This window comes from Streptomyces sp. XY006 (assembly GCF_002237655.1).
GTDB classification, from domain to species: Bacteria; Actinomycetota; Actinomycetes; order Streptomycetales; family Streptomycetaceae; genus Streptomyces; species Streptomyces levis.
The window spans coordinates 1-26988 of sequence record NZ_NOKT01000011.1; the positions used below are offsets into that span (position 1 = coordinate 1).

The following is a 26988-nucleotide window of genomic DNA, read 5'->3' on the forward strand; positions in this document are numbered from 1 at the left end:
CTGCTGCCCGAGGAGCTGTGGACCATGGAGGAGACCCCCGCGGCCCCGGAGTCGGCGCCCGTGAGCAGCATCCGGCCGGTGCAGGGCCGCAATCCGGAGCGCACGGCCAACGGCCTGCCCAAGCGCGGGACCCGCATCACGTCCGTCGGTGACACCTCCGCGACGGACCAGCCGGCCAGGCGCGCGGTGCGGCGCCGCGGCGCCGGCAGCCTGGGCGCTCTGCAGCGCGGCACCCAGACCGGGCGCGATGTGGCCTCCCTCGACACCCCCATGTCCGAAGGGTCCGACAACGCATGAGTACGACCGACCTGTCGTGGATGGTCCAGGACATCGTGACCAACGTGCCCAAGGCACGGCACGCCGTGGTGCTGTCGGCGGACGGCATCCCGCGCGGTTCCACCGACGGCCTGACCCGCAACGACGTGGGAACCGTATCCGCGGCCATGGCGGGGATGCAGTCCCTCAGCCGGGCCACCGCCCACTTCGCCGGCCCCTCGCCGGACCGGGAGTGGATCCAGACCGTCATCGAGTTCCAGCACGGCTGGGTGTTCCTGATCGGGGCCGGGCAGGGAGCCTATCTGGCCGCCGCCGCGGAGCCCGACGTGGACATGGAGCAGCTGTCGTTCCGGATGAACCGGCTGGTCGCCCGGCTGGGCAACAACCTCACGGCCCCGCCGCGGGTGATCCCCACCGACGCGGACCGGGCCGGGGAGGACGCCCAGGCGCACCGCGCCGAGGCGGGCAGGTCCGTCGCCGTGCTCGACCAGCTGGACCGGGCGGTGGCCTCGGTGCCGGGTGCCCTGCACGCCCTGCTGCTCGGCGCGGACGGTCTGCCGCGCGGCGCCAGCGCGGGCGTCGACAGGGACCTCGCGGACACGATCTCGGCGGCCATGACCGGCATCCACGCCTACAGCCGGGCGACCGCGCCCTTCGCGGGCGGTGAACTGGACGACGAGTGGAGCCAGACGGTCATCGAGTTCCAGCACGGCTGGGTCTTCCTGATCGCCGCCGGTGAAGGCGCCTTCATCGCGGCGGCCGCCGAACACGACTGTGACATCGAGGAGTTCGCCGCACGTCTGAGTGATGCGATGCCCGCGTCGCCGGGTGTGCCGGGAGAAAGGGCCAGCGATGCATGACGACCCGTCCGACGAGCTCGAACTGACGGCCCCGTTAGTCCCGTTCTTCGTCATGGCGAAGGGGCGCGTACTCCCGCGCGACAGCGAGTACGAGCACACCACCATGATCACCGCCCAGGACTCGGCCCTGGCCACGGTACGCACCCTGGCTCCGGAGGCCCGCGCGGTCATCGACCTGCTCGCGAACGGGTACCTCTCGGTCGCCGAGGTCGCGGCCCACACCCAGCTCCCCCTGGGCATCGTGCGCATCCTGCTCGCGCAGATGGCCGACGACGACCTGATCCATGTGCGCAATCCGGTGCCACATGCCGAACGCCATGACCCCGCCCTGCTCACCGCCGTGCTCCATGGCCTGGAGCGCATACGAACCGGAGCGTAAGTCCGTGTATCTGGATCCCAAGGTCTCCCGCTCCGTCAAGGTCCTGGTCGTGGGCCACTTCGCGGTGGGCAAGACCACCTACATCGGAAGTGTCTCCGAGATCGAGCCGCTGCAGACCGAGGAGGAGATCACCGAGGCCAGCGTGGGCTTCGACGACCTCTCCGAGACGCCCGACAAGACCACGACCACCGTGGCGATGGACTTCGGGCGTCTGACCCTGAGCGACGACCTGGTCCTCTACATCTTCGGAACCCCCGGGCAGGAACGCTTCAAGCAGATGTGGGAGGGCCTGTCGAGGGGAGCGCTGGGTGCGCTCGTCCTGGTCGACCCGGAGCGCCTGGAGGAGACCTTCCCCATCCTGGACCTGGTCGAGGCCTTCGGCCTGCCCTATGTCGTCGGCGTGAACACCTTCGACGGCAGGACCCACTTCCCCCTGTCCGAGGTGTGCGAGGCCCTCAACCTCCCCGACGAGACACCGGTCATCGACTGCGACGTCCGCGACCAGGACTCCTCAATGGAGGCCCTCATCACGCTCGTGAAGCACCTCTTGTCCTCACTCGGCTAGGAGCCACCACCATGCAACAGCCCCTCGAGACATCCGGGGTACCTGCCGAATGCCCCGCACACGGCAACATCCCGCTGTACGGCCCCGACTTCGGCTCCGACCCCGAGCGCACCTACGACAAGCTGCGCTCGATGGGACACAGCGCCCCCGTGGACATCGCGCCGGGCGTCCAGGTCGAACTGGTGACCAGCTATGACGCGAGCCTGTACATCCTGCAGAACCCGCAGCTGTTCGTGCGCGACTCCCGTCGCTGGAACGCCCTGAACGAGGGGCGGGTCCCGGAGGACAGCCCGGCCCTGCCCATGATGGGTTACCGTCCCAACGCCCTGTTCAGCGACGGCGCGGCGCACGCCCGGCTGCGGCAGGCGGTCACGGAGAGCCTCGCCACCGTCGACCAGAGCCGGCTCATCAGGCTGACCCAGCAGTCGGCCGACTACCTGATCAGCCGTTTCAGCTCCGAACCCCTCGGTCAGGCCGAGCTGATGGCCGCGTACGCGCAGCCGCTGCCCCTGCTCGTCTTCGGCGACCTGTTCGGCTGCCCGCCCGAGATCGGCGACCGCGTCATCGCCGGGATCACCGGCATCTTCCAGGGCACCCCGGGTGCCGACGAGGTCCTGGGCGCGGCGCTCGGCGAACTGATCGCCCTCAAGCGCCGCCAGCCCGGCGAGGACCTGACCACCCGGCTGATGGTGCACGCGGCCCGGCTGAGCGACGAGGAGGTGCTGCACCAGCTGGTGACCCTGCTCTCCGGCGGGACGGCGCCCCTGACGGCCGCGATCGGCACCAGCGCCGCGCTGTACCTCAGCGACGACTGGCCGACCGGCCTGCCGGTCGAGGACGCGGTCGTGAAGACGCTGTGGAACTACGCCCCGATCGCCAACTACGCGGGGCACTACCCCACGCAGGACGTCGAGCTGGGAGACCGCACCCTGCGGGCGGGCGACCCGGTGCTGATCTCCTTCGCGGCGGCCAACAACGACCCGAAGCTCACCGCGCACCGTGAACAGCTCAGCCCCAAGGCCCATCTCGCGTTCGGGGCCGGCCCGCACGCGTGCCCGGCCAAGGACCCGGCGTTCATGATCGCTTCCACGGCCGTGGAGTCCCTGCTCAACCGGCTCCCCGACGTGGAGATGCGGGTCCCCTTCGGTGAACTGTCCTGGGTGCCGGCGCCGTGGAGCCGCTCGCTGGTCACCGTGCCCATCCGCTTCACCCCGCGCACGGTGGCGCAGCCGGTCACTTCGCGCCAGGCGCCGTCGTCGTCCCTTCAGGCGGCTCCTTCGTCCACCGGCGTTCCTCAGCCATCGGCGGCGCACCGGCCGGCTCATGCCGCGCAGCGGCCGAAGGGTGGCCTCTTCAGCCGCTTCCGGGCCTGGATGAACGGCGAGTGACGCAAGTAACCATATGAAACTACAGAGTTACTGTATGACTCAATTATCGGTCGGGTACGGATAGCGGCTGGCAGAAAGGAGCCGCTACCGTGGGAAGCGTCACGACTCCGTCTACGGACCGTCGGGCCACGATTTCCCTGTTCTCCCGTCTCAGGACGGCTGAGGGACAGGCCGACCCCTTTCCCTTCTACGCAGAGCTCAGGGCGCGTGGTGCTGTCAGCCCCGCGCCCTGGGGTGGTTTTCTCGTCACCGGCTACAGCACCTGTGAACAGGTGCTGCGCAACGGCGTCTGGCTCGAACCGGACGCCCGGTGGCGAGAGCAGCAGGGCGCGCGCACCCGCTGGAGCGCGCCCTCGTCCCGGGAGATCAGCCGTACGCTGCCGGCCCTCAACCCCCCGGAGCACACGCGCGTGCGCCGGTCGGCCGGCGGCTTCGACCGCGGCACCATCGACCGTCTCGGTGTGCGGGTGTCCGGCGTCGTCGACCGGCTGCTCGACACCCTGCACGAGCGGCTGCGCTCGGGCGAGGCCGACTTCTCGGAGCTGGTGAGCGAGGAGCTGCCCGTCGCGACCGTCGGCGACTGGCTCGGACTGCCCAGCGCCGACTGGCCCCGGCTGCGCGAGCTCACCCACGAGCAGGTCTTCACCCAGGAGCTGCTCCCCAATGCCAGCCAGCTCGCCCGATCCGACGCCGCCATGGCGGAACTACGGGCCTACTTCCTCGACTTGGTACGCGCCCGGCGCAGACGCCCCGGCGACGACCCCGTCTCCCGGTGGATCACCACCTGGGACGAGCTCGAACCGGACCGGGACAAGGCCGACGAAGCCGTCTACTTCCTCGCCCTGTTCGTCCTGCTGGCCGCCCTGGAGACCACCGCGACCCTGCTGACGTCCATGACCCTGCGGCTCGTCGAGGACCCCGGCCGCTGGGACCGGCTCGTCCTGCAGCCGGACCTCGTGCCCGCGTTCGTGGAGGAGTCCCTGCGCTACGACCCTCCCACGCACGTCATCAGCCGGGTCGCCGGGCAGGACACGCTCCTGGCGGGCACCGAGGTCGCCGCCGGTGAGATGGTCCACCTCATGGTGGGCGCCGCCCATCGCGATCCTGCCCGGTTCCCGGATCCCGACACCTTCGACATGCTCCGCAACCCCTCCCACCTGGCTTTCAGTTTCGGCATCCACTACTGCCTCGGAGCACCCCTGGCCCGGCTGGAAGCACAGACCCTCCTTCGCCACCTGATCACCCGCCTGCCGAGACTCACCCTGGTCCGCCCTCCCGCGGCGGCGCCCCGGGTGGCGTTCCGGCGCCTGTTGAACCTGGATGTAGCACTCGCATGAACCCGCCCCGCACCCCCGCCGCCGTGTCCGCCGCCGCCACCGCCACCACCCCCACCGACACCGCGCTCCCCATCGCGACGGTGCCGCCACCCGCCCCCCTGGCCCTCGACAGAAGCGGCCCCGTCCTCCGCATCGGACTCAATCCCGCCGCCCAGGACGACGTTCTGAGCACAGCGGTCCTGGACGCGCTCATCAACGTCCTGGACGACCTCCACGACCAGCCCGACGTCCGCGTCCTGGTGCTCTCCTCCCTGGGTGACGACTTCTGCCTGGGGGCCGACCGACGGGAGTACCAGGACGCCCTGGACGCCGACCCCACCGGCGGCACGCTGCTGCGCATCGCGGACAAGGCCCACCGCCTGTGCCAGGCACTGGAGAACACCCATGCCGTCACCATCGCCCGGGTGCACGGCAAGGTCGTGGGTGCGGGTCTGGCCCTGGCCGCCTACTGCGACCTGCGCGCCGGTGCGGACACCTGCCGGTTCCGCATGCCCGAGGTCGGCCTGGGGCTCGCGCCCGCCTGGGGCGGCGCGATGGGCCGGCTGATCTCGGAAGCGGGTGCCGCCCGGATCCGTGAACTGATGCTCACCTGCGAGACCTTCGACGCCCCCACCGCCCACCGCCTCGGCCTCCTGCACAAGGTCGCCCCCCTCGACGCCCTGGACGAGGCCGTCGCCGCCTGGACCAAACCCCTGGCCCGCCGCTCCCCCCAGGCCCTGCTGCTGACCAAACGCATGCTCACCGGCTACACCAAGGCCGCCCGTACGGCCGACACCACCCTGCTGGACTCCCACCTCCTGGCCGCCCAGCTCGCCGGGCCCCGCTGACGGCACCCGGCGCCTCGGGCCCGACCGTGCCGGGTCGGGCCCGAGGCTTGAGGTGAGCGACGGGCGTTCTCCCGGCGTCCCGGGTCCGCCGGATCCTGGGAGTGACAGGGCCACCCTGGGCGCTCTGTCCCGGCGGAGGTCCCCGGCGACGATGGGGTCATGGACCACCTCGTGACACTCGGAGAGTTCCTCAGGGCCGCCCGGGCCCGCCTCGATCCCGCCGACGTCGGCTTCCCCGCCACGGCGCGGCGACGCGTGGCGGGTCTGCGGCGTGAGGAACTCGCGCAGCTGGCAGGGGTGAGCGTCGACTACTACACGCGCCTGGAGCAGGGACGCAGCCGCACCGCGTCGCGTGCCGTCCTGGACTCCCTGGCCTCGGCGCTCCACCTGGACGACGCCGAACGAGTCCACCTGTTCGACCTCACGGCCCAGCCGGAGCGGGTGCACCGCCCGGCCTCCGCACCCCGGCAGTGGGTGACCCCCGCGGTGGAGCAGCTGCTGGCCCGGCTCGACACCGCGTACTGCCCTGCCTTCGTGCTGGGCCGGCGCACCGACGTGCTCGCCGGTAACCGGCTGGCGACCGCGCTGATCACCGACTTCGCTGCGCTGCCGCAGCACGAACGCAACCAGGCCCGTTTCGTCTTCCTCGACCCCTACGCGCGCGAGCTGTACGCCGACTGGGAGGGCGTGGCGGCGGACACCGCGGCGATGCTCCGGATGGACGCCGGCCGGCACGGCACCGACCCGGAGCTGAGTGAGCTGGTCGGTGAGCTGTCCCGGCAGAGCCCGGTGTTCCGCCGCATGTGGGCGGACCAGCGGGTGATCGAGCGCACCGAGGGGACCAAGGGATACCACCACCCCGTCGTCGGAGACCTCACGATCACCTACCAGGCCATGTCGGTGGCGGGCGAGGAGGACCAGACCCTGTTCGTCTACACCGCGGCCGACGGGACGGCGGACGAGACCGCACTGCGCCTGCTGGCGACCTGGGCCTCGTCCACGACCCCCCGGGCCGTGGCGCGCTCACCGCTCGGGAGGGAACCCGATGGGAAGGGGCCCGGGCAGAAGCGTGACGTAACTCCTTGAGGAGCTCGCCGCCGTTCCGTCGTTCCGTCGTCCGGTCGTCGCCGGTCAGCCGCTCGTGAAGCGCCAGGATCCGTGTCCCACGCGGTAGACGGCGAAGCCGGACTCCGTGCGCAGGTGACGGGCGCCGTCCGGTGCCCTCACCGCGTCGCGGTCCGCCGCGGGCACGTGGACTTCCGCGACGGCGCCCACCGGCACCCGCACGTCCATCCGGAAGACCGTCCCCTGCTGCGACCAGGCGACACCGGCGGTGCCCCGCACCGTACGGATCGAGGTGCGCGCCCAGTCGACACCGGTCCGGGCGTCGGGCCGCACGGTGAACGTGGCGTAGCCGGCGTCCCCCGGGCGCAGGCCCGCCACGTTCTCGTACAGCCATTGGGCCACGGTGCCCTGGAAGTAGTGGTCGCGGGAGCGGGAGTCGAGCGGCCACATCTCCCACATGGTGTCCGCGCCGTTCTCGTGCCAGTAGCCCCAGCCCGGGTAGGTGCGCTGGGTCGCGATCGCGTGGGCCAGATCCGGCCTGCCCTCCTGGCACAGCACGCGCAGCAGCACGCTGGTGCCCAGCGCCCCGGTGTCGAGGTGGTTGCCACGGGCCTCGATGTCCCGCACCAGGCTCGCGAAGACCGAGGCACGTGCGTGATCCGGTACGAGGCCGAAAGCGAGGGGGACGGCGTTGCTGGTCTGCCGGTAGCCGGGGTCCTTGGCCGTGCGGTAGTGGCCCTCGGGTCCCAGGAACTCCGCGTTGAGGGCGTCCTTGAGCTGATCGGCGGCCCGCCGGTAGCGCGTCACCACCTCGTCCGCGTGCAGGACTTCGCCCATCTCGGCCGTGGCCAGCAGCGCCCGGTGGAGGTAGGCGGTGGCGGTCAGCCGGGTGTCCTCGGGCGGGTTGCCGCCGTAGCCGGGCGGCAGGTAGTCGCCCAGGGCGGTGACGGCGAGGCCGTCGCGCAGCCGGGCCAGCTCCCAGTCGAGGTAGCGGGTGAGCGTGGTCCAGTGCGCGCGTGCCGCCCGCTCGTCGCCGTACACCCGGTAGAACTCCCGGATCACGAACGGGTACACCGTCGTCCACTCCGGAGAGGGCCCCAGATCGCCGTAGCCCCAGCCGCCGCTCGGCACGATGACGGGCAGCTGGCCGTCGTCCGTCTGGCTGTCGGCGAGATCGTCCAGCCACTTGGCGAGCATGCGGTGCATGTCGAAGGCGTAGGTCATCACGGGGGTGCCGAGCTGTGCGTCGCCGGTCCAGCCGTTCTTCTCGTACATGGGGGTGTCGGTGGGGATGCCGTGCATGTTGTTCAGAACGGTGCGCCGCATCGCCTGGTCGAGCCACTCGTAGAAGGGTTCCGAACAGGCGAAGGCGCTGACCTCCTCCAGCGGGGTGTGGACCAGCCGCCCCGTGATCTGCCGGGGCTCGGGGGCGGTGGGCAGTCCGCTGATCTGGACGTAGCGGAAGCCCTTGTACGAGAAGGAGGGCTCCCAGCTCTCCTCCGGGCGGCCGGCGCAGACGTACTCGTCGCGCTGGAAGCGCCCGGGCACGTGCGAGGTCTCGGCCGAGACGCTTCCGTCGGCCTTCAGCTTCTCTCCGTAGGTGAGCTGAAGGCGGGTGCCCGCGGGGAGGTCCGCCACGGTGATCCGGACCCAGCCGGCCATGGTCCGGCCCATGTCCACCAGGTACGCGCCGTCGGACAGCCGGCTGATCTTCTCGGGCGGGAAGGAGTCGATGACCTCGATGCCGTCGTGGGGCTGTGCGCGCAGGCGGCCCTTCGGCCCGCTCTGGATCCCGGCCGGCCGCCAGGAGGAGTCGTCGAAGCCGGGCCGGGTCCAGGCGCCCGGTTCACGCCGGGCGTCGTAGGTCTCCCCGGCGTAGAGGGAGTTGGACAGGGTGGGTCCCTCGGTGATGCGCCACCGGTCGTCGGTGACGAGGGAGGTGCGGCTTCCGTCGGGGTGGTCGACCTCGAGCCGGGCGATGAGGCGCGGTTCGGAGTGCCAGGGCGTGCGGTGCCAGTTCCAGACGTTCGGGGTCGTCATGCCGAAGAAGCCGCGGCCCAGCGTCACACCGATCGCGTTGCCGCCGCGGCGCAGCAGGTCGGTGACGTCGTGGACGGTGTACAGCACGGTCTCGTCGTAGTCGGTGAACCCGGGATCGAGCACCTGCCGTCCCACGCGCCGGCCGTTGATCTCCGCCTCGTAGTAGGCGAGGCCGCTGAGGTAGAGGCGGGCCCGGCTGATCCGGCGCGGCACGTCGAACTCCCTGCGCAGCAGGGGCGCGGGCAGTTCCGGCAGGCTGACGCTCACGCCGGTGCCCCAGGGGCCCTGGCCGTAGGGGGCGAGCACGACGGCGGGAGACCAGGAGGAGTCGTCGAAACCGGCCTCCTGCCAGTGCTGCTGTTCCGTGTCCGCGGTGCGCCATCCCGCGTCGGTGCGGAGGTCGTGGGTGCGTCCCGACGAGGTCCGCACGTGCAGGCGGACCAGGAGGCCCGCGGGGTTGACCGAGGCGCCGGCGCGGTTGGTCGCCGCGACGGCGAGCACGACGCCGGTGCCGGTGCCGACGCCGTCCTTCACCAGAGCGGTGACGTCGGCCGTCCGGCCGGTCCGCCAGCCGTCCTGCTGCCGAGGGGCTTCGAGAGCCGGGCGGCCGTTGAGGTAGAGCGTGAAGTCGTCGTCGGCGGTCGCGACGAGCGTCGCCTCGACGACGTCGGTGTCGTCGGGTACGTCGAGCCGGCCCCGGAACCACCGGGTCCCCTCGGGGGCGTCCTGGGTGCTCGCTCCGGGGGCCCAGATCCATGACGAGCCCGTGAAGTCGAGAGGCGTCGGGGTGTCCGCGCCGATCCACCGGGCGCCCCACTCCTCCGGTGACAACGTTGTCTCGAACCAGCGGGGTTCGCTCCACTCCGATGCCCGGCCCTGCTCGTCCCAGACTCTGACCCGCCAGGAGTACCGGGTGCGCGGCTCCAGGGCCGGGCCGCCGTAGGGCACACCGCCGGCGCCGTCCGCGCCCTGCACCTTGCCCGAGTCCCAGACGAGGGATCCGCTCCCCCATCCCTGCCCGCCGGCCTTCACCTGCACGCGGTAGGCGGTCTGCCGAGCGCCGTGACCTGGGGACGTCGACTCCCAGGCGAGCCGGGGGCGGGCGGCATCGGTTCCGAGGAGGTTCGGCTTGCGCTCCACGGTCGTGCGGGTGACGCGCAGGCCGGCAGCCCCTGCGGCGCCACGGGCCTGGCCGGCCGGGGGCGCCGCCGCGGATGCCCCGGTGGGCAGGGCGGACAGGCCTGCTCCCACGGTTCCCGCGGTGGCACTGAGGAAGGCCCTGCGGTTCCAACTTCCGGGCATGTCGACTCCCTTGTCGCTGCGGCTGGATGAGGGCAGACGGATTGAAACGATTCAATCGTCTGCCTTGAATCCTATGGGCGGGTCACGCCCGGCTACAAGGTGTCTGCAGAAGGGTCGTAGGGAGGGCCGGCGGGGTGGGCGGAACCCTGCGCCGCGGGGAGAGCCGGTGGGGTGGCCGGAACCCTGCGCCGCGGAAAGAGCCGGCCAGGTGGGACGGAACGCTGCGCAGCGGTCAGGACCGGGCGTCGGCCGCGTTTCCGGTCGGGTCCGGGGTGAGGTCGATCATGGCGGTGATGCGCTTGCCCACCGGCTCCCGGTGTACCTCCAGGCTCCGGCAGACCGCCCTGACGATCTCCAGTCCGTGCTGCCCGACCCGGACCGGATCGGCGCCCCGGACCACCGGCAGTCGGGGTTCGGTGTCCCAGACGGTCACCGCGACGGCACCCTCACGGGCCTCCAGCGTCAGCAACGACGGCCCCGGCGCGTACTTGCGCGTGTTGGTCACCAGCTCGCTCACCACCAGCTGCACGATGTTCACCGTGCGCTCGGGCACCGGCACCCCGTGCTCCGTCCGCAGATCGCGCAGGAACAGCCCCGCGTGATCACGGGCCCGTGCGATCGCTTCCGTACCCTCGAACGCGGCCGTCCGCACCATCGACATCTCCGACAGCGCCCGGCCCTCGTCGTCAGCAGCCTGCTTCATAAGCCGCCCCGCACCTACGTCCTTCGTCTCGCGTCAGTCCGATTACCTTACGAATTCCATCACAGGCGTGGTCCATGCTCTCCCGGGCGGGCGTAGGCACCGGGGCTGAGGTTCCCGCACAGGGGGCACTCGGGAAAGGAATGCGGGACAGGCGTGTCCGGCGATCAGCAAGGAGGCAAGGGCGTGGCAGAGCCGGAGCGGGCCGAGAGCGTCGGTCCTTGGACCCCCGGGGTGGTCGACGCCACGCCGGCGGGGGCGCTGGCCGCGATCGGGGCGGGGGCCTATGTCGTGGACGACAAGGGATGCATCATGGCGGCCAACGCCCGGGCCGAGCAGTTGCTGGGCCGGACCGCGGAGCATCTGGTGGGCCAGGACGCGCACGACCTGCTGCACCGCGACGCCCGCGGCCACACGCTGCCGACCAGCCGGTGCAGCATGCGGCAGGCGTTCCACGCCCGGCGCACGGAGCAGGCCGGCGGGGAGTGGTTCGCCAAGGGTGACGGCTCCCTGCTGCCCGTGTCGTGGCTGATCACCCCCTTCGACACCGGTGGCCCCGAGCCCGCGACGCTCGTCGTCTTCCACCGCGACGAGCGGGCCCGGGCCACGAGTCCGCTCCCGGAGCCCGGGGCCGTGCCGCTGACCGAGCTGGAGCGCCTGGCCCTGCTGGCGGAGACGACGACGCGGCTCACCTCCACCCTGGACGTCGACGAGACGCTGCGCCGGCTCGTGGCACTGGTGCTGCCCCGGCTGGCGGACTGGGCGGTCGTCGACCTGATCACCGAGCGCGACGAGGTGTGGCGCAGCGCGGTGGTGCACGCCGACGGCGAGACGCTCGTGACCCATCCGGAGCTCCAGGGGCCGATGCCCCCGGTGCCCGAGGAGTCGCCCATGCCGCTGTCCCGAGCGCTGCGCGGGGTGGCCTCCACCCTGGCGGGACCCAAGACCTATCAGCGGGAGCCGGACTCGGGGATCGCGGTCGAGCAGCGGCGGCTGTTCAAGGCGACCGGCATCCACTCCGCGGCGATCGTTCCCATCCGCAGCACCCGTGAGGTGCTCGGCGCCCTCACGCTGGGCCGCGCCGACAAGGCGGGCGACTACACGGACGCTGATCTTCCGCTGATCGAGGACATCGCGCGCCGGGCCGCGCTCGCCCTGGACAACGCCCGGCTCTACCAGCGCCAGCGCAAGGTCGCCGAGACCATGCAGAACCACCTGCTGCCGCAGCTGCCGCGTCTGCCCGGGCTGAAGATGATCGCCCGCTATCTGCCCGCGCCCGACGCCTCGCAGGTCGGCGGCGACTGGTACGACGCCTTCCGTCTGCCCGACGGCGCCACCGCGCTGGCCGTCGGCGACGTCGTCGGCCACGATCTGGAGGCGGCGGCCGGCATGGCGCAGGTGCGCAACATGCTCCGTGCCTACGCCTGGTCCCACCAGGAACCCCCGAGCCGGATCGTCGACCGGCTGGACGAGGCGGTCACGCACATCACGAGTGTGCCCATGGCCACGATGATCTTCGCTCGCCTGGAAGCGGCGGACGACGGTCACTGGGAGCTGTGCTGGACCAACGCCGGGCACCCGCCGCCCCTGCTGATCAGCCGCGACGGTCTCACGCGTTACCTCCAGGACGGCCACGGCATCCTGCTGGGCACGGGCGCCGGCAAGGCCCGCCCCGACGCGACGACCGTGCTGCCGCCCGGATCGACGCTCCTGCTGTACACCGACGGGCTGATCGAGGCGATCGGGCACTCCTTGGACGAAGGGCTGGAGCGGCTGCGCCAGCACGCGGCCGCGCTCGTCCACCGCCCCATGGCCTCCTTCACGGACGAGCTCCTGCGCCGCGTCCGCCCCACCGAGAACGACGACGACGTCGCCCTGCTCGTGCTGCGGACCCCGGCCGAGCCCGGCACCCGGTAGGGCCCGACCGGCGCGTCCCTTCTCCCCGACGGCCGCGGCCGCAGCACCCCTGCCCCCGACGGCGGCGGCAGCGGCACGCCCGGAATGCATCGGCCATGGCCGTAGTTGACACGTCAACCGAAGCAAGAGATAGTTGAAGCGTCAACCAATGCGGAGAGGGTGCACCATGACAGACCTCGTACTCGGCCTCGACACCTTCGGCGACGTTCCGCAGGACGCCGGCGTACCCCTCTCGCACGCGGCCGCCGTCCGGCAGGTCGTGGAGGAGGCCGTGATCGCCGACGAGCTGGGCGTCGACGTCATCGCCGTCGGCGAGCACCACCGTCCGGAGTACTCCATCTCCGCACCGGAGACGGTCCTGGCCGGCATCGCCGCCCGCACCTCGCGGATCAAGCTCGCCTCCGGGGTGACCGTGCTCAGCTCCGACGACCCCGTGCGCGTCTTCCAGCGGTTCGCCACCGTCGACGCGATCTCGAACGGCCGCGCCCAGGTGATCCTCGGCCGCGGCTCGTTCACCGAGTCCTTCCCGCTGTTCGGCTACGACCTGAGCGACTACGACGTCCTCTTCGAGGAGAAGCTCGACCTGTTCGTCAAGCTGCTCGACGAGAAGCCCGTCACGTGGAGCGGCACCACCCGTGCCGCCCTGGAGAACGCCGACGTCTTCCCCAAGACCGAGTCCGGCCGGCTGGACACCTGGGTCGGTGTCGGCGGCTCCCCGCAGTCGGTCGTGCGCACCGCCCGGCACGGGCTGCCGCTCATGCTCGCGATCATCGGTGGCTCCCCCGCGCGCTTCGGCCCGTACATCGAGCTGTACCAGCGGGCCGCCGAGAAGTTCGGCACCGTCGCGCACCCCGTCGGCATGCACTCCCCCGGGTTCGTGGCCGACACCGACGAGGAGGCCAGGGAACTGTTCTACCCGTCGTACAAGGTGATGCGGGACCGGATCGGCGCGGAGCGCGGGTGGCCGCCGCTGCGCCGGGAGGAGTTCGACGCCGAGATCGAGCACGGCTCGCTGTACATCGGCTCTCCGGAGACCGTCGCGCGGAAGATCGCGGGCGCGGTCGGGACGCTCGGCGTCGGGCGCTTCGACATGATCTACACCTTCGGGGCCCAGCCGGTCGCCGCCCGTACGCGGGCCGTCGAACTGTTCGGCGCGAAGGTGGCGCCCATGGTCCGCGACATCCTGGCGGGCTGAGCCATGACCACCATCGGCATCCTGGGCGCCGGCAAGGTCGGCACCGTGCTCGCCAGGCTCGCCCTCGCCGCGGGCCATGACGTGCTGGTCGCCGGCTCCGGCGACCCGGAGAAGATCGCTCTCGTCGTCGAGATCGTCACGCCCGGCGCGGTCGCGGTGACCGCGGCCGAGGCGGCGGAACGCGCGGACGTGGTCGTGCTGGCCCTGCCGCTCGGCAAGCACCGGTCCCTGCCCGTGGACGCGCTGCGCGGCAAGCTCGTGGTCGACGCCATGAACTACTGGTGGGAGGTGGACGGCGTCCGGGACGACCTGACCGACCCGCGCACCTCCTCCAGCGAGATCGTGCAGGCCTTCCTGCCGGAGTCCCGCGTCGTGAAGGCGTTCAACCACATGGGCTACCACGATCTGGAGGAGGGCGCCCGCCCGGCGGGCGCCCCGGGTCGCAAGGCGATCGCGCTCGCCGGGGACGGCGAGGACGACGTCGCCGCGGTCGCGGCCCTGGTCGACGCCCTCGGCTTCGACCCGGTGATCGCCGGACCACTGGCGGAAGGCGTGCGCATGCAGCCCGGCACCGAGCTGTTCGGCGCCAACACCGACGCCGCCGGGCTCCGCGCGATGCTCGACCGCTTCCCCGGCACCGACGCCGGGCAGCGCGTCGCCGAGGTGCGCGGGGCCGTCGGGTGAGCGGCGCGTAGCGGCGACCTGCCTCAGGTCCTCCTCGCGGAAGTCGTCCTGCGTCAGCTCCCGCTCCCCTGCGCGCGCACCCTCTCGGGAAGCGGTTCCAGGATGTGGCCGAGCAGGTGCGGTGGCGCGGCGGTGATTCCGGTCTGTTCCATGGCCCTCCAGTAGGCGAGGGCCGTAGGACCGTCCACCAGGCCCCGCACCAGCGGCACGTCCGCGCCGGAGGCGTGCAGCAGCGACTCCGTCCGGCAGGAAGCCAGGGTGCCGGGCAGCCCGTGCCGCGCCACTGCCTCCGTGGTCGCGACGAGCTCGGGCAGCCCGTGCGCCAGGGTGCGCCGGGTGGTGCCGACCGTGAGCAATCCCCCGCCCAGGACCAGGACGTCCGCGCGCTCCCGCATACGGGCCAGGGCCCGGCCCGTGTCGAAGCAGTGCGGGAAGCTGTCGTCCACGACGACGGTGCCGGGACGCAGCCGGTCGATGTCGACCAGGGCGCGGTGTCCGCTGACCGCCGCGACGATCAGACCGGCCTCGTACACCGCCTCGGGCAGGCCCGGGTCCGAGACCCGCACCACGACGTCGTCGGCCAGACCGCGCTCCCGTAGCGTCCGCGCCAGGTCCCGCAGGCGCGGGCCGCTGCCCGGCACGTCGCACAGCACCAGACGGGCGGGCGGCCGCTCGGCCAGGGTCAGCAGCAACTCCAGCGAGGAGGCGCCGATGGACCCGAGTCCGACCACGGCCAGGTGGGTGTCGGCCAGGTCCCGGCCGGTGCCCGCCAGCGCGGCGTGCACCGTACGCACCACGGAGACGACCGTGGCCGCGTGGCCGGTGGTGATCGCCGCGGGGGCGCGGGAGGCGCGCAGCACGTCGAAGCCGTAGCCGGTGAGCGAGGGGATCATGCCGGCCAGGGAGACGCTGCGGGCGCCCAGCGCCGAGGCCGCGTCCACAGCGCGGGCGGTGTGTGCGGCGAGGGCGCCGTCGCCGGCCAGTTCGTCGGCGAACAGCGGGAGGGCGACGAACCCGGACCGGCCCTGTGGCGTGGCGGTCGTCTCCAGCAGCCGGGGAGCGCCGTCCGGGAACAGCAGACGGCGGATGTCCTCGCGGACCGAACCGGTCTCCGGCAGGCCCGCGAGCCGCGCCAGCTGGGCGGGCGCCGGCAGATAGCCGACGAGCGCGGCGTCCAGGTCCTGCTGTTCCTGTTGTACGCCGGGACGGGTGGAGCGCCGTACCGGCTGCACGGCGCGCGAGACGAGCCGGTGGCGCAGCCCTTCGGCGAACGCGGCCAGCGCGGGCTCGTCGAAGGCCGCCGCCGCACCGCGCACGGTGACCCGCAGGCGGTCCCCGTCCGGCCGCGCCGCGAGGAAGACGTCCGTACCGGCGGCGGGCGGTGTGAAGTCGCTGTCCTCCTCCTCGTCCCACCGCACGGCCAGGAGGTCATCGCTCCGCGGGCCCAGGGAGCCGAAGTCGAGGAAGGTGAAGAAGAACTGGGAGGTCAACGGCAGTCCGCCGGCGTCCCTCGGGACGATGTCCTCGTGGACGCGGGCGGCGATCGTCTCGTCGACGATCCTGCGCACGCGCTGCGGGAAGTCGTCCCCGGGCGGGGCCTGGTCGCCGGGCCCGAAGGGGCGTACGGCGACGGCGGTGGCGAACGGCCCGAAGACGCGGTGGATGTCCGGCAGCGGGTGGTCGCGGCCGGACACGGCCAGCCCGATGACCAGGTCCTCCTGTCCGGTGAGGGTGGCGAGCGCCTGGTGGTAGGCGGTGAGCAGCGGCGCGTACAGGGTGGCGCCCGCCTCGGCGGCGATCTTGCGCAGTGCGCCCACGACGGTGGCGTCCAGGACGAAGCCGTGGGACAGGAAAGTGTGCGTGCCGGAGGCGCCGGCCTGCCGTCGGCCGGCGCCGGCGGCCGGGGTCCGCAGAACGGGTTGGGGGTAGGGCGCGGACAGGCCGGCCCGGCGCCGCAGCGCGCCGTCTTCCTCCGGCCGCCGGTGCGCGGGCCGCCCGGCGCGGGGTTCGGCCGTCCGTTCGGCGAGGCGTTCGGCGTGTTCGCGGAACGTGCCGCGCAGCTCGGGCAGTTCGGGTGACGTGCCGCGGTTCAGGGCGGCGTGGACGGTGGTCAGTTCCTCCAGGAGGAGGGCGGCGCTGTATCCGTCGCCGATCAGGTGGTGGGCGTGCGCGACGAGCACGTGCTCCCGCGGGGTCAGGGTGAGCACGCTCAGCCGCAGCAGGGGCCAGGCCCACGGCTCGAAGCGGCGGCGCCGCTCGTCCTCGATCCGCCGCGCCAGCTCCTGGGGCCCGGACACGGTCTCGAAGGCGACCGGAAGGCGCAGCGACGGGGGCAGTTCCTGCTGCACCGGCCTCGCCCCGGCGGGGAAGACCGTGCGCAGCATGGGGTGCCGGGCCACCAAAGTGTCGACGGCCCGCTGGAAACGGTCCCGGTCGAGTGGGCCGGTCAGCCGCAGCCGGGCCAGCCAGGACGCCCCGCTGCCGGGCGAGAGGGCCTCGGCGAGCAGGAAGCCACGCTGGCCGGGGGTGAGGGGGTAGGCGTCCGGGAACGCCGGGGGCGAGGGGGCGCGGTCGCCGGGGGTCAGCGCCCCGTCATCGGCCTGAGCTGGGGCGAGTGGCTCGCCCTCCCCTGCCGCCTCAGCGCCGATAGCCTCGACAGGGATGGCCTCGGCGTCGACGGCTTGGGCATCGTCCTCGGCCTCGGCGTCGGCCTCGGCGTCGACGGCGTCGGCGAGTGCGGCCAGGGTGCGGTGCCGGTAGACGGCGGTGGGCCGGGGCAGCGGGCCGCTGTGCCGCCGCGCGAGCAGATCGAAGACCTGAAGGGCCAGCAGGGAGTCGCCACCGAGTTCGAAGAAGTCGTCGTGGCGCCCCACGTGGTCGACGCCGAGCACCTCGCACCAGATCCGGCCGAGCCTCTCCTCCGTGGCACCGGTCCCCTTCGGCGACGCGCCCGACGCGCGCGGCGTTTCCGGGGCCGGTGGCTGGATCCGCGCGAGCAGCGCCCGCCGGTCGGTCTTGCCGGTGCCGGTCAGCGGCAGGGAGTCCAGGACGATGATCCGGGCGGGCACCATGTAGGGCGGCAGGGACTCCCCCAGATACCGCCGCAGCGCCACCGTGTCCACACCGTCCCGCCCCTCCGGTGCCGTGAGCGCGACGAAGGCCGACAGCCGTCCCCCGTCGGCCAGTACGGCCGCCTGCGCCACGTCCGCACGGGCCCGCAGCACGGCCTCCACCTCGCCCGGTTCGACGCGGTGGCCCCGTATCTTGACCTGGTCGTCGATCCGGCCGACGAACCGCAGCGCACCGTCGGGCAGCACCTCCACCCGGTCCCCGCTGAGGTACCAGCGGCGGCCGTCCCGCCACACGAACGCGGCCCGTGTCAGCTCGGGTTCGCCCAGGTAGCCGGCGGACAGCCCGACGCCGCCGATCAGCAGTTCGCCGGTGCCGCCCGGACCCACCTGTTCACCGCCGGGGCCGACGACGAGCAGCTCCGTCCCGGCGACGGCACGGCCGATGGGCAGCGCCGTCGCCTCGTCGGCGGGGCGTTCGGCGACGACGTGGTACGTGGCGTTGATGGTCGTCTCGGTCGGCCCGTAGAGGTTCACGATCCGCTGCTCCGGGCCGAACAGGTCGAACCAGCGGCGCACCCAGTCCGCCCACAGCACCTCCCCGCCGACGTGCACCAGGCGCAGCGCGGAGAGGTCCGGCAGTCGCTCAGCGCGCCGGAGGCGATTCTCCGCCGCGGCCAGCAGCCGCTCCCAGAGCGAGGGCACCGAACTCCACACGGTGATCCGTGCCCGTGCCACGTGGTCCAGCAGCAGCTCCGGGTCGCGCACCAGGTCGCGGTCCGCGGTCACCACGGTGGCGCCGGTCAGCAGCGGGGCGAGCAGTTGGCGTACGGAGGCGTCGAAGCACGGCGAGGAGGTGTTCGCGAGCCGGTCGCCCGGGCCGTAGGCGAAGGTGGTCACGGCCCAGTCGAGGTAGTTCTCCATCGCGCGGAAGCTGATGGGTACGGCCTTGGGGCGTCCGGTGGAGCCGGAGGTGAAGATGACGTAGGCCGTCGCGTCGAGGTCCGCGGCGATTCCGTCGAGAGAGTCGTCCACCGAGGTGGAAAGCGGCGGTGCGGAGAACGGTCCAGTGGCGCAGACACCCTCCGTGTCGACGGTCACGGGGACGGCTGTCACGGCCGTGAGCGCCTCCGCGGCCGGTCGCGTGGGGGCGTCGTGCACGACCACGCGGACGCCGCACCGGGCCGTCTGCTCCGTCAGCCGGGCTGCCGGGTACTCCGCGTCCAGCGGCACCCATCCGGCACCCGCGCGCAGGATCCCGGCGACGGCGATCACCGTGCCGGGCCCCGGGGAGGTGACCATGCCCACCAAGTCCCCCCGGCGGACGCCCTGTTCGCGCAGCCGGAGAGCGAGGTCGCGGGTCGCCGCGTCCAGGTCGCGGTAGGTCAGGGTCAGCCGGCCGTCGTCGACGGCGACCGCGTCGGGAGCGGTACGGAACCGTTCCAGCAGACGGCCGACGACGGTCGCCCGGGGGACGGCGCCGGAGATGTGCGCACGGGCGCCGGATATGAGCGCACGGGCGCCGGGTACGCCGGCACGGGAGCCGTCGCGCGCGTCCGGGGATCCGGCCGCGCCTTCGAGGGCGCGCAGCTCCCCTTCGAAGTCGGTCGCGTGCCGGGTCGTCGTGGCGGTGGTGAAGAGGCGCTCGGGGGCGTTCCAGGACAGGCGCAGCAGGGGCCCGTCCTCCCAGACCAGCAGGCTCAGCCGGGTGGCGGCCGAGCCGGTCCCCGCGGCGGTCGGCCGTACGTCGACCGGGCAGTCCACGTCCACGGTGGCCGGGAAGCGCGCGAAGCTGAAACTCGCCGGGCTCACCGCGCGCGGCCCCGAGGTGTCGCCCGGCGACATCCGGGCGAGGTCGAGACTGCTCACGGTGGCGTGCCGCTCGCTCTCCAGCCAGGCCAGGCGGACGCGTTCGGCGAGGCGGGGCAGCGGCTCGTCCGGGTCCGTGTCGAGCAGCATCGGCAACGTGTCGGCGAGGGGGCCGACCAGCCGGTCGAGCCCCGTCAGCCGGGCGTCCCGGCCGGCGCGGGCCACGTTGACCGCGACGCCCCGGTGCCCGCTCCACCGCGCCAGGCAGCGGACGTAGGCGGCGAGCAGGAGATGGAACAGGGAGACGTTCCAGGCGGCGGCGTGCCGGCGCAGCGTGGCGACGAGTTCCTCGTCCAGGGCGTGATGCACGGCGACGAGGGGGCCGGGGCCCGTCTCGGGGTCGGGGCGGCCGTCGTAGGGCAGAGGCAGGGGGATGTGGTCCGCCAGACGGGCCGTCCAGTGGGCGAGGTCGTCGGCGCGGGCGGCGGGTCGGCGCGCGTCGGTGGCGTACGAGGCGAAGTCCGGGGCGGGGGGCAGCGGGGAGGGGGTGCGGCCCAGGGCGAGGTCGGTGTAGAGGGTCCACAGTTCCGTGCCGAGTGTGTTGAGGCTGTGGCCGTCGGCGGCCACGTGGTGCACGGCGAGGATCAGGTGGGCCACTTCGGCTTCTTCGGTCACCAGCAGGGCCCGGACGGGGGGTTCGGCGGTGAGGTCCAGGGGCCGGTTGGCGAACTCCGTCTCCAGCGCCTGGAGCGCCGCTCCGCCCTCCGGGCACGACCGGGTCTCGAACCACACCTCGGGGTCCGGTGTCACGATCTGGTGCGGTACTCCGCCGTCGTGCCCGATGCGCACCCGGAGCATCCCGTGCCGTCCGGCCAGCGTGGTGAGGGCGCGGCGCAGCAGAGCGGGGTCGAGGGGACCCCGGACCGTGTGCCGGACCCAGCCGCGGGCCGGGGTCCGCGGATACAGCACGCTGCTGGTGTGCAGGGCCAGTTGGACGGGGGTCAGCGGGAACGGCACGCCTTCCGCGGCGGTGGCCGCCGGGACGGTCGCGTCACCGTGCGGCGGCGCCGCCGGCCCGCTGCCGTCTGCGGCGGGCCGGGCGTCGAGGTGGGCGGCGAGTTCGCGCACCGTGCGGTACTCGAAGAACAGCGTGGCCGGAAGGTCCCGGCCCAGCGCGCGTTCCAGCCGCCGGACCAGGTCGACCGCCGCGAGCGAGTCGAGGCCCAGCGCGAGGAAGGCCTGGTCCTGGTCCACGGCTTCCGGGGGCAGCTGCAGGGCTTCCGCCAGGAGGGCGCGTACCAGGTCACGGGTGTCGGACGCGTCGCCCGGGACGGTGGACGTGGTGGGGGCGGGGTGGGACTCGGCGGGGCCGGTTGGTGTGTGCGCCCCGGACACGGGGGTGCTGACCTGTTCGGATCTGTCCGCGCCCGTGAGGTCGGCGATGACCAGCTGGGCCGTGCCGACGCCACAGGCCGCGCGCAGCGCGCGCACCGCCTCGGTCGGAGCCAGTGGTGCACCGCCGGCTCGTGAGGACGTGCCCTCCCCGAGCGCGACGGCGAGCCCGGTACGGGCGACGGGGCCCAGATTGACGGCCAACCAGCAGCGCCCGGCGGCGCGTTCGGCCGCGGCGAAGGCGTCGAGGAAGGCGTTGGCCGCCGCGTAGTCGCCGAGCGCACCGGCGGCGCCGGGCAGCACGGACGCCACCGAGGAGAAGGCCACGCACAGCCCGGGGCGGTGGCCGTGGCGGTCCAGGGCCCGGGCCAGCAGCCGGGTGCCGTGTGCCTTGGCGGCCAGCGCACGGTCCGTGTCCTGCGGGCTGGTTCCGCGCAATGAGCCCGGCAGCACGACCCCTGCCGCGTGGAAGACGACATCCGGTGCGGGGATCCGCGCGAACAGCGCGTCGAGCTGCCGCTCGTCCGTCACGTCGGCCTGCCGGTAACGCGCGTCGGCGCCGAGCTCGGCGAGTTCGTCGAGCAACCCGGTGGGAGGTTGCGGGGAACGGCCGGTGAGGACGAGCGTGGGGCGGCCGCGTCCGGCGAGGTCCCGGGCGAGTGCCGCGCCCAGGCCGCCCGCGCCACCGGTGATGAGGTACACGCCGTCGGCGGGCAGCGGGCCGCTTGCGTCCGGTACGGCGGTGGGGGGCAGGGGTTCGGTGCCCCGCAGCAGCCGGGTGCCGCGCCGCCAGGCGGCCACGGAGGTACTGCCGCTCTCCGTGGCCCACTCCTCGGTGAGCGCGCTCTCCGTGACCCTCACCTCGGCGAGGACCGCGTCCAGCCGTTGCTGCCCGGTGTCCTGGGAGGACAGGTCCACGCAGACCAGTCGAGCGCCCTCCGTCTCCTGCGGGAACGCCGGCGCCAGACCGGTGAGCAGGGCCTGCTCGGGACGTGGCCGGGCCTCGCCTTCGGTGCCGGTGGCGTGGGCGTCCTCGGTGAGCACCAGCAGGCGCCGCGCGGACGCCTGGTCGAACTGCCGCACGGTGTCGCGGAAATCGGCTGCCAGGGCCGGTCCGTCGAAGGCCTCCTGGGCCCGTGTCGCCAGGTGCACGACCGTGTGGGCGGAGGTCGTGCCCGCGTGCGCCGTCGGCACGCCGCGCTCGGCCAGCCAGGTGGACAGCTCCCGCACCGCCTCGGGGTCGGGCCCGGTGACGAGCGTGACCGGGGCGCCTCCGGCGGGCGGCGGGGCGAGGGGCGTCGGCGTCCAGGTGACGCGGTGCAGCAGGCGGGCGGCGGTGGGGCCGGGCCAGTAGGTGCGTCGCTGGAAGGGGTATGTCGGCAGCGGCACGCGGCGCCCTGTCGGGGCCAGCGCGGCGTGGTCGACGGAGACGCCGCGCGTCCACAACCGGGCGATGGTGCGCAGCAGTTCGCCGCGTCCGCTGCCGCCCTCCGCCTCACCGCGTCCGCTGCGGCCCTCCGCCTCGCGGTGCCCGCCCGGCAGGGCGGAGAGTACGGCCACGGGCGGCCCGGGCCGGTCCGCGGTGGCCCGGCGCAGGGCGGCCGGCAGGTCGGTACCGGGCCCGATCTCGACGAAGGTGTCGTACCCGTCCTCGGCCAGCCGCCGGACCGCCGCTCCGAACCGGACGGGGCGCAAAGCTTGTTCGCGCCAGTGGTCCGCGTCCGGGGCGGACACCCAGCCGGCCGTCAGGGTGCTCAGCAGGGGTATGCGGCCGGTACCGGGCGACAGCTCCTGCGCGGCCTCGTGCACCGCCCGAGCGGCCGGTTCCATCAGCGGTGAGTGGAAACCGTGCGAGACCCGGAGTCTGCGCGCGGTGACGCCCCGCGCGGCGAGTTCCGCCAGGGCGTCCTCCACCGCCCGCACGGTGCCGGACAGCACCAGGCGGCCGGGCGCGTTGCGGGCGGCGACGGTCAGGGCACCGTCCGCGGCGGCGACCAGTGCTGCCACGGCGTCGTCCGCGCCGAGCACCGCGGCCATCGCGCCGCGCTCGGTCAGTTCGGCGATCGCATGCCCCCGCGCGGCGGCGAAGCGCACCGTGTCGGACAGCGGGAGCAGGCCCGCGGCGCAGGCGGCGGCCAGTTCCCCGACGCTGTGGCCGGTGACCGCGTCCGGTACGACGCCCCAGGCGCCCAACTGGCGGGCCAGCGCCACGCCGAAGGCGACCAGGACCGGCTGGGTGATCTCGGTGCGGGCCAGTTCGGCCGGATCCACGCCGGGGTCGGTGCACCAGTCGACGAGGGTGCGGCCCCGCAACGGGCCGAGCGCGGTGGACGCCTCGTCGAGGGTGCCCCGGAACACCGGTGCGGTGGCGTACAGCCGCGCCGCCATGCCGGGACGCTGGGCGCCCTGTCCGGGGAAGAGGAAGGCGAGGCGGGGGCGGCTGCGGACGGTCCCGGTGAAGACGTCCGGGTCCGTGGGCGCTCCGCTCACCGGCACGGGCGCCTCACCCGCAGGTTCGCCGGCCGGGGCCAGGGCCGCCGAAGTCTCCGCGCCGGCGACGGCGACCGCGACGGCGGCCAGTCGCGCGCGCACGTCGCCGGCGTCCTCGCAGACGAGTGCCAGCCGGTGCCGGTCGTCGTCCCGGGACGTCGCAGCCGTCAGGCACAGGTCGGCCGTGGCGATCCGGGGGTGGGCGTCCAGGTGGGCCGACAGCTCGCGCACGAGGGCGAGCAGCGCCGGCCGGGTGGTGGCGGAGAGCGCCAGCACGTGAGGGCCGTCGTCCGGCCGGTGCCCGCGCCGGGGACCCCCGGTGGCCTGCTGGAGGACGGCGTGCGCGTTGGTGCCGCCGAAGCCGAAGGCGTTGATGCCCGCGACCAGCGGGCCCTGCGAGGGCGGTGCGGGCCAGGTCACGAGCCGGTCGGGCACCCGGAACCCGGACTCGGCCAGCAGCGCGGAGGGCGGGTCGGCGTGCAGCGAGGGCGGTATCCGGCCGTGGCGCAGCGCCAGTACGACCTTGACCAGGCCGGGCAGCGCGGCGGCGTTCAGCAGGTGGCCGATGTTGGTCTTGGCGGAGCCCAGCAGCCGCGAGCCTCCGCCGGGGAGCGGCGGGAACGCGTGGGCGAGGGACTTGAGTTCGACGGGGTCGCCGAGGGCGGTGCCGGTGCCGTGCGCCTCGACGTACGTCACCTCGGCCGGGTCGACGCCGGCCGACGCGTGGGCGGCGGTGATGACCTCGCGCTGGCGGGCGGGGTTGGGTGCCATGAGGCTGAGCGAGGTGCCGTCGTTGTTGACGGCGGTGCCGCGCACCAGGGCGAGCAGTTCGTCGCCGGCCCGCCGGGCGTCCTCCTCCCGCCGCAGTACGAGCACCGCGCCGCCTTCGCCCGGCACGAACCCGTCGGCTCCGGCGGCGAACGCCCGGCTGCGCCCGGTCGGCGACAGGGCCTGGGCGGCGTGCAGCATCCGGTGCGCGGTGGGGGTGAGATGCAGGTTGACGCCGCCGACCAGGGCGATGTCGCACTCGCCCGCCGTGAGACTGCGGCGGGCCAGGTGCAGGGCGACCAGGGCGGAGGAGCAGGCGGTGTCGACGGCCAGGGCGGGTCCGTCGAGGTCGAAGTACTGGGCGACGCGGGCGGCGAGGAGGTTGGGGAGGTTCCCGGTGAGTGCCGAGGGCGGCAGGTCCGTGCCATCGTCGTCGGCCGCGCGGTCCAGCAGTTCCCGGTAGCCGCTGTCTCCCGTCGTCGTGAAGACGCCGATGCGGTGGGCGCGGCGGCGTGGTCCGGCGTACCCGGCCCGTTCCAGGGCCTCGTGTGCCAGCTCCAGGAGCAGACGGGCCTGCGGGTCGAGGGTGCGGGCCTCGTCCGCGGACATGCCGAAGCGGTCGGTGTCGAAGCCGGCCGGGTCCTTGAGGAAGGCGCCCCAGCGCGCCGCGGGGACCCGGTCGCCGTCCCAGCGGTGCGGTGGCACGGGGGTGACGAGGTCCCGCCCCTCGGCGAGCAGCCGCCAGTACGCCTCGGGCGTCTGCGCACCGGGGAACCGGCACGCCAGACCGACGACGGCGAGACCCGCACGGCCCTGCGGGCCCGCCTCACGGCCCTGCCGGTCGGCCTCACGGCCCTGCCGGTCCGGGCCACCGGAAGGAACCCGGCTCGGCTCGCCCCCGGGTCCACCAGGGACCCCGGCATAGGCCCCGTCACCCGCACCGCTGTCAGCCCGAAGTCCCAGGAGGTGGTCGACGAGTCCGGCCACCGTGTCGGCCCCGGCGCGCAGCGCCGCCGTCTCCAGGGGCGTGCCGAAGGCGTCCTCCAGCGCGGCCAGCACCTCCATCGCCTTCAACGAGGTGCCGCCCAGCGTCCGGAACGAGGCGTGGGGGTCGATGCGCCCGCCGTCCGTGCCCAGCACCTCGGCCCACACCTCCCGCACCACCTGCTCGATGGCCGCACGCGACCGCGGCACGCCGGCACCGCCCGGAGCACGCCGTCCGGTGGGAGCGGCCGGAGCGGTGCCACGACGGCGTACGACGACATGGGAGTACCGGCCTGCCTCGAACCGGTCGCGCAGCACATGGCGGCGCACCTTGCCGCTGGTGGTGCGCGGGAACTGGCCGGGCGGCAGGGCGACCACCCGCACGTCGTCGTGGAAGAGCGCCTCCCCCACCCGGGCGGCGACCCGCTCCAGCACCTCGTCGGCCGTGCGCGGCGGGCGGGACCAGGAGACGAAGACCACCACGCGCTCGCCGCCGGTGTCCGGGTCGGTGGACCCGACGACCGCGGCCGTGCCGGGCGGCAGCCCTGGCGTGGCGGCGGCGACGTCCTCCAGGTCGGCGGCGTGGTGCTTCAGCCCGTTGAGGAACAGCACGTCCTTGTACCGGCCGGTGACGCACAGCCGTCCGTCCCGCAGGAAGCCCATGTCCCCGGTGCGCAGCCAGCCGTCGGCGGTGAAGGCGGCGGCGGTGGCGTCGGGGAGGGCTCGGTAGCCGCGCGCGGTCTGGGGACCGCGCACCTGGATGTGCCCCACGCGGCGGTCGCCGAGCACCCGTCCGGTGTCGTCGACGATCCGGACGGCACATCCGGGCACGGGGTGTCCCAGATCCATGAGTTCGACGGCGGCGCCGTCGGCGTCCGGGGCCTCCACCGCGCGTCCGCGGCTGAGCGCGGCCCGGTCCAGTGCCATCGGCTCGGCGGTCTCGCCCGGCGGCGGGAACGTCACGGCGAGCGTGGCCTCGGCGAGGCCGTACACCGGCTGGAGGGCGTGCGGTGCCAGTCCCGCGGGCCCGGTGCGGCGGGCGAAGTCGCGCCAGACGGACGCGGAGATGGGTTCGGCGCCCACGACGACCCGGCGGACGGAGGTCAGGTCGAAGCGGGCCATGTCCTCGTCGGACAGGCGCCGGGTCGCCAGCGCGAGCGCGAAGTTGGCGGCCGACAGGTGCGTGGCCCGGTGGGCGGTTGCCGTCTCGAACCAGATCGCGGGCCGCCGCGCGAACGCCAGCGGCCCGATCTTGACCTGCTTGGCGCGGGCGGCCAGCGGCGCGAGATGCGTGCCGATCAGGCCCATGTCGTGGAAGTACGGCATCCAGCTGACCAGGACGTCGTCGGGACCCAGGTCGGAGACGGCCAGGATCTGACGCAGGTTGGCGAGGACCGCGGCATGAGTGAGTTCTACGCCCTTGGGCACGCCGGTGCTGCCCGAGGAGAACTGCACGAAGGCCAGACCGTCCGGGGCACATGCGGTGGGCTCGCCCAGGTCGTCGCCGTCGCGCACCTCTTCCAGCCGCAGCACGGGCGCCCCGGCGGGCAGGTGCCGCAGCAGGTCCTCACCGGCCGTGTCCACGAACAGCGGCGGCCGGTCGAGGTGTTCCCAGACGGGCAGGACCCGGCGGACGTCCGCGGCGAGCGGCACGGGAACCAGGTCCGCTCCCACCAGACCCCAGAACATGACCTGGAAGTCCTCGCTGCGGTCGGCGACCAGCGGAACGCACGTGCCGGGCCGGACGCCGGCGGCACGCAGCCCTCCGGCGACGCGCCGGGCGGCGGTCAGCAAGTCCCGGTAGGTCACCTCGGCTTCGCTGCCGTCGCCGCGCACGTGCGCGGTCACCTGCTCGGGCCGCTCACGGGCAGCGTCCCGCAGGACGTTCCACAGGGTGTCGTCGCTCATGGTCCGTTCTCGAAGGTCGGGCCCTGGCACGGGC

The 26988-nt window shown here is 73.7% G+C and carries 13 protein-coding genes and 1 pseudogene; 11 read left to right on the top strand and 3 right to left on the bottom strand.

Features of this window, described 5'->3' with window-relative positions; genetic code table 11:
• The 8 genes and pseudogenes from CHR28_RS37780 to CHR28_RS14350 form a co-directional block, all read left to right on the top strand.
• Positions 1 to 297, top strand: a pseudogene (locus CHR28_RS37780) (ATP-binding protein); the annotation flags it as partial.
• Positions 298 to 317: 20 nt separating this feature from the next.
• A complete protein-coding gene (locus CHR28_RS14320; protein WP_094053996.1) occupies positions 318 to 1136 on the top strand; it encodes a roadblock/LC7 domain-containing protein in 819 nt (272 codons plus the stop codon).
• Positions 1129 to 1515: a DUF742 domain-containing protein gene (locus CHR28_RS14325; RefSeq protein ID WP_094053997.1), complete on the top strand. Its 387-nt coding sequence runs from the start codon at positions 1129 to 1131 to the stop codon at positions 1513 to 1515. Before CHR28_RS14320 ends, CHR28_RS14325 begins: the two co-directional genes overlap by 8 nt.
• Before the next feature lie 4 nt (positions 1516 to 1519).
• Positions 1520 to 2080, top strand: coding sequence for a GTP-binding protein (locus CHR28_RS14330; protein WP_094053998.1), 561 nt, complete (start codon positions 1520 to 1522; stop codon positions 2078 to 2080).
• An 11-nt stretch (positions 2081 to 2091) separates the two neighbouring features.
• Entirely contained in the window at positions 2092 to 3468 is a 1377-nt protein-coding gene (locus CHR28_RS14335; protein ID WP_094053999.1) for a cytochrome P450, read from the top strand.
• 89 nt (positions 3469 to 3557) lie between these two features.
• Complete coding sequence (locus CHR28_RS14340) at positions 3558 to 4805, top strand: cytochrome P450 (RefSeq protein WP_094054000.1); 1248 nt, start codon at positions 3558 to 3560, stop codon at positions 4803 to 4805.
• A complete protein-coding gene (locus CHR28_RS14345; RefSeq protein WP_094054001.1) occupies positions 4802 to 5632 on the top strand; it encodes an enoyl-CoA hydratase/isomerase family protein in 831 nt (276 codons plus the stop codon). Before CHR28_RS14340 ends, CHR28_RS14345 begins: the two co-directional genes overlap by 4 nt.
• Before the next feature lie 159 nt (positions 5633 to 5791).
• Positions 5792 to 6718, top strand: coding sequence for a helix-turn-helix transcriptional regulator (locus tag CHR28_RS14350; RefSeq protein ID WP_094054002.1), 927 nt, complete (start codon positions 5792 to 5794; stop codon positions 6716 to 6718).
• 45 nt (positions 6719 to 6763) lie between these two features.
• On the opposite strand, the gene CHR28_RS14355 is transcribed toward CHR28_RS14350, so the two are convergent.
• Positions 6764 to 10039, bottom strand: a complete 3276-nt coding sequence (locus CHR28_RS14355; protein WP_094054003.1) for a family 78 glycoside hydrolase catalytic domain — start codon at positions 10037 to 10039, stop codon at positions 6764 to 6766.
• 232 nt (positions 10040 to 10271) lie between these two features.
• A complete protein-coding gene (locus CHR28_RS14360) occupies positions 10272 to 10742 on the bottom strand; it encodes an ATP-binding protein (protein ID WP_094054004.1) in 471 nt (156 codons plus the stop codon).
• Positions 10743 to 10925: 183 nt separating this feature from the next.
• Here CHR28_RS14360 and CHR28_RS14365 point away from each other — a divergent pair, with 183 nt between their 5' ends.
• The 3 genes from CHR28_RS14365 to CHR28_RS14375 all read left to right on the top strand — a co-directional run bounded on the left by CHR28_RS14365 (position 10926) and on the right by CHR28_RS14375 (position 14535).
• Entirely contained in the window at positions 10926 to 12656 is a 1731-nt protein-coding gene (locus CHR28_RS14365; RefSeq protein ID WP_094054005.1) for a SpoIIE family protein phosphatase, read from the top strand.
• 166 nt (positions 12657 to 12822) lie between these two features.
• Positions 12823 to 13851, top strand: a complete 1029-nt coding sequence (locus CHR28_RS14370) for an LLM class flavin-dependent oxidoreductase (RefSeq protein ID WP_094054006.1) — start codon at positions 12823 to 12825, stop codon at positions 13849 to 13851.
• Positions 13852 to 13854: 3 nt separating this feature from the next.
• A complete protein-coding gene (locus CHR28_RS14375) occupies positions 13855 to 14535 on the top strand; it encodes an NADPH-dependent F420 reductase (RefSeq protein ID WP_094054007.1) in 681 nt (226 codons plus the stop codon).
• 53 nt (positions 14536 to 14588) lie between these two features.
• Here the strand turns inward: CHR28_RS14375 and CHR28_RS14380 are convergent, their stop codons facing one another.
• On the bottom strand, positions 14589 to 26954 hold the full coding sequence (locus CHR28_RS14380; protein WP_094054008.1) for a hybrid non-ribosomal peptide synthetase/type I polyketide synthase: 12366 nt from the start codon (positions 26952 to 26954) through the stop codon (positions 14589 to 14591).
• Between the last annotated feature and the right edge of the window lie 34 nt (positions 26955 to 26988).

Excerpts from the sequence above, each read along its gene's own strand:
- CHR28_RS14335 (WP_094053999.1), top strand. The coding sequence starts at position 2,092 with ATGCAACAGCCCCTCGAGACATCCGGGGTACCTGCCGAATGCCCCGCA.
- CHR28_RS14360 (WP_094054004.1), bottom strand. The coding sequence starts at position 10,742 with ATGAAGCAGGCTGCTGACGACGAGGGCCGGGCGCTGTCGGAGATGTCG.
- CHR28_RS14320 (WP_094053996.1), top strand. The coding sequence starts at position 318 with ATGGTCCAGGACATCGTGACCAACGTGCCCAAGGCACGGCACGCCGTG.
- CHR28_RS14380 (WP_094054008.1), bottom strand. The coding sequence starts at position 26,954 with ATGAGCGACGACACCCTGTGGAACGTCCTGCGGGACGCTGCCCGTGAG.
- CHR28_RS14355 (WP_094054003.1), bottom strand. The coding sequence starts at position 10,039 with ATGCCCGGAAGTTGGAACCGCAGGGCCTTCCTCAGTGCCACCGCGGGA.
- CHR28_RS14345 (WP_094054001.1), top strand. The coding sequence starts at position 4,802 with ATGAACCCGCCCCGCACCCCCGCCGCCGTGTCCGCCGCCGCCACCGCC.
- CHR28_RS14370 (WP_094054006.1), top strand. The coding sequence starts at position 12,823 with ATGACAGACCTCGTACTCGGCCTCGACACCTTCGGCGACGTTCCGCAG.
- CHR28_RS14375 (WP_094054007.1), top strand. The coding sequence starts at position 13,855 with ATGACCACCATCGGCATCCTGGGCGCCGGCAAGGTCGGCACCGTGCTC.
- CHR28_RS14325 (WP_094053997.1), top strand. The coding sequence starts at position 1,129 with ATGCATGACGACCCGTCCGACGAGCTCGAACTGACGGCCCCGTTAGTC.
- CHR28_RS14350 (WP_094054002.1), top strand. The coding sequence starts at position 5,792 with ATGGACCACCTCGTGACACTCGGAGAGTTCCTCAGGGCCGCCCGGGCC.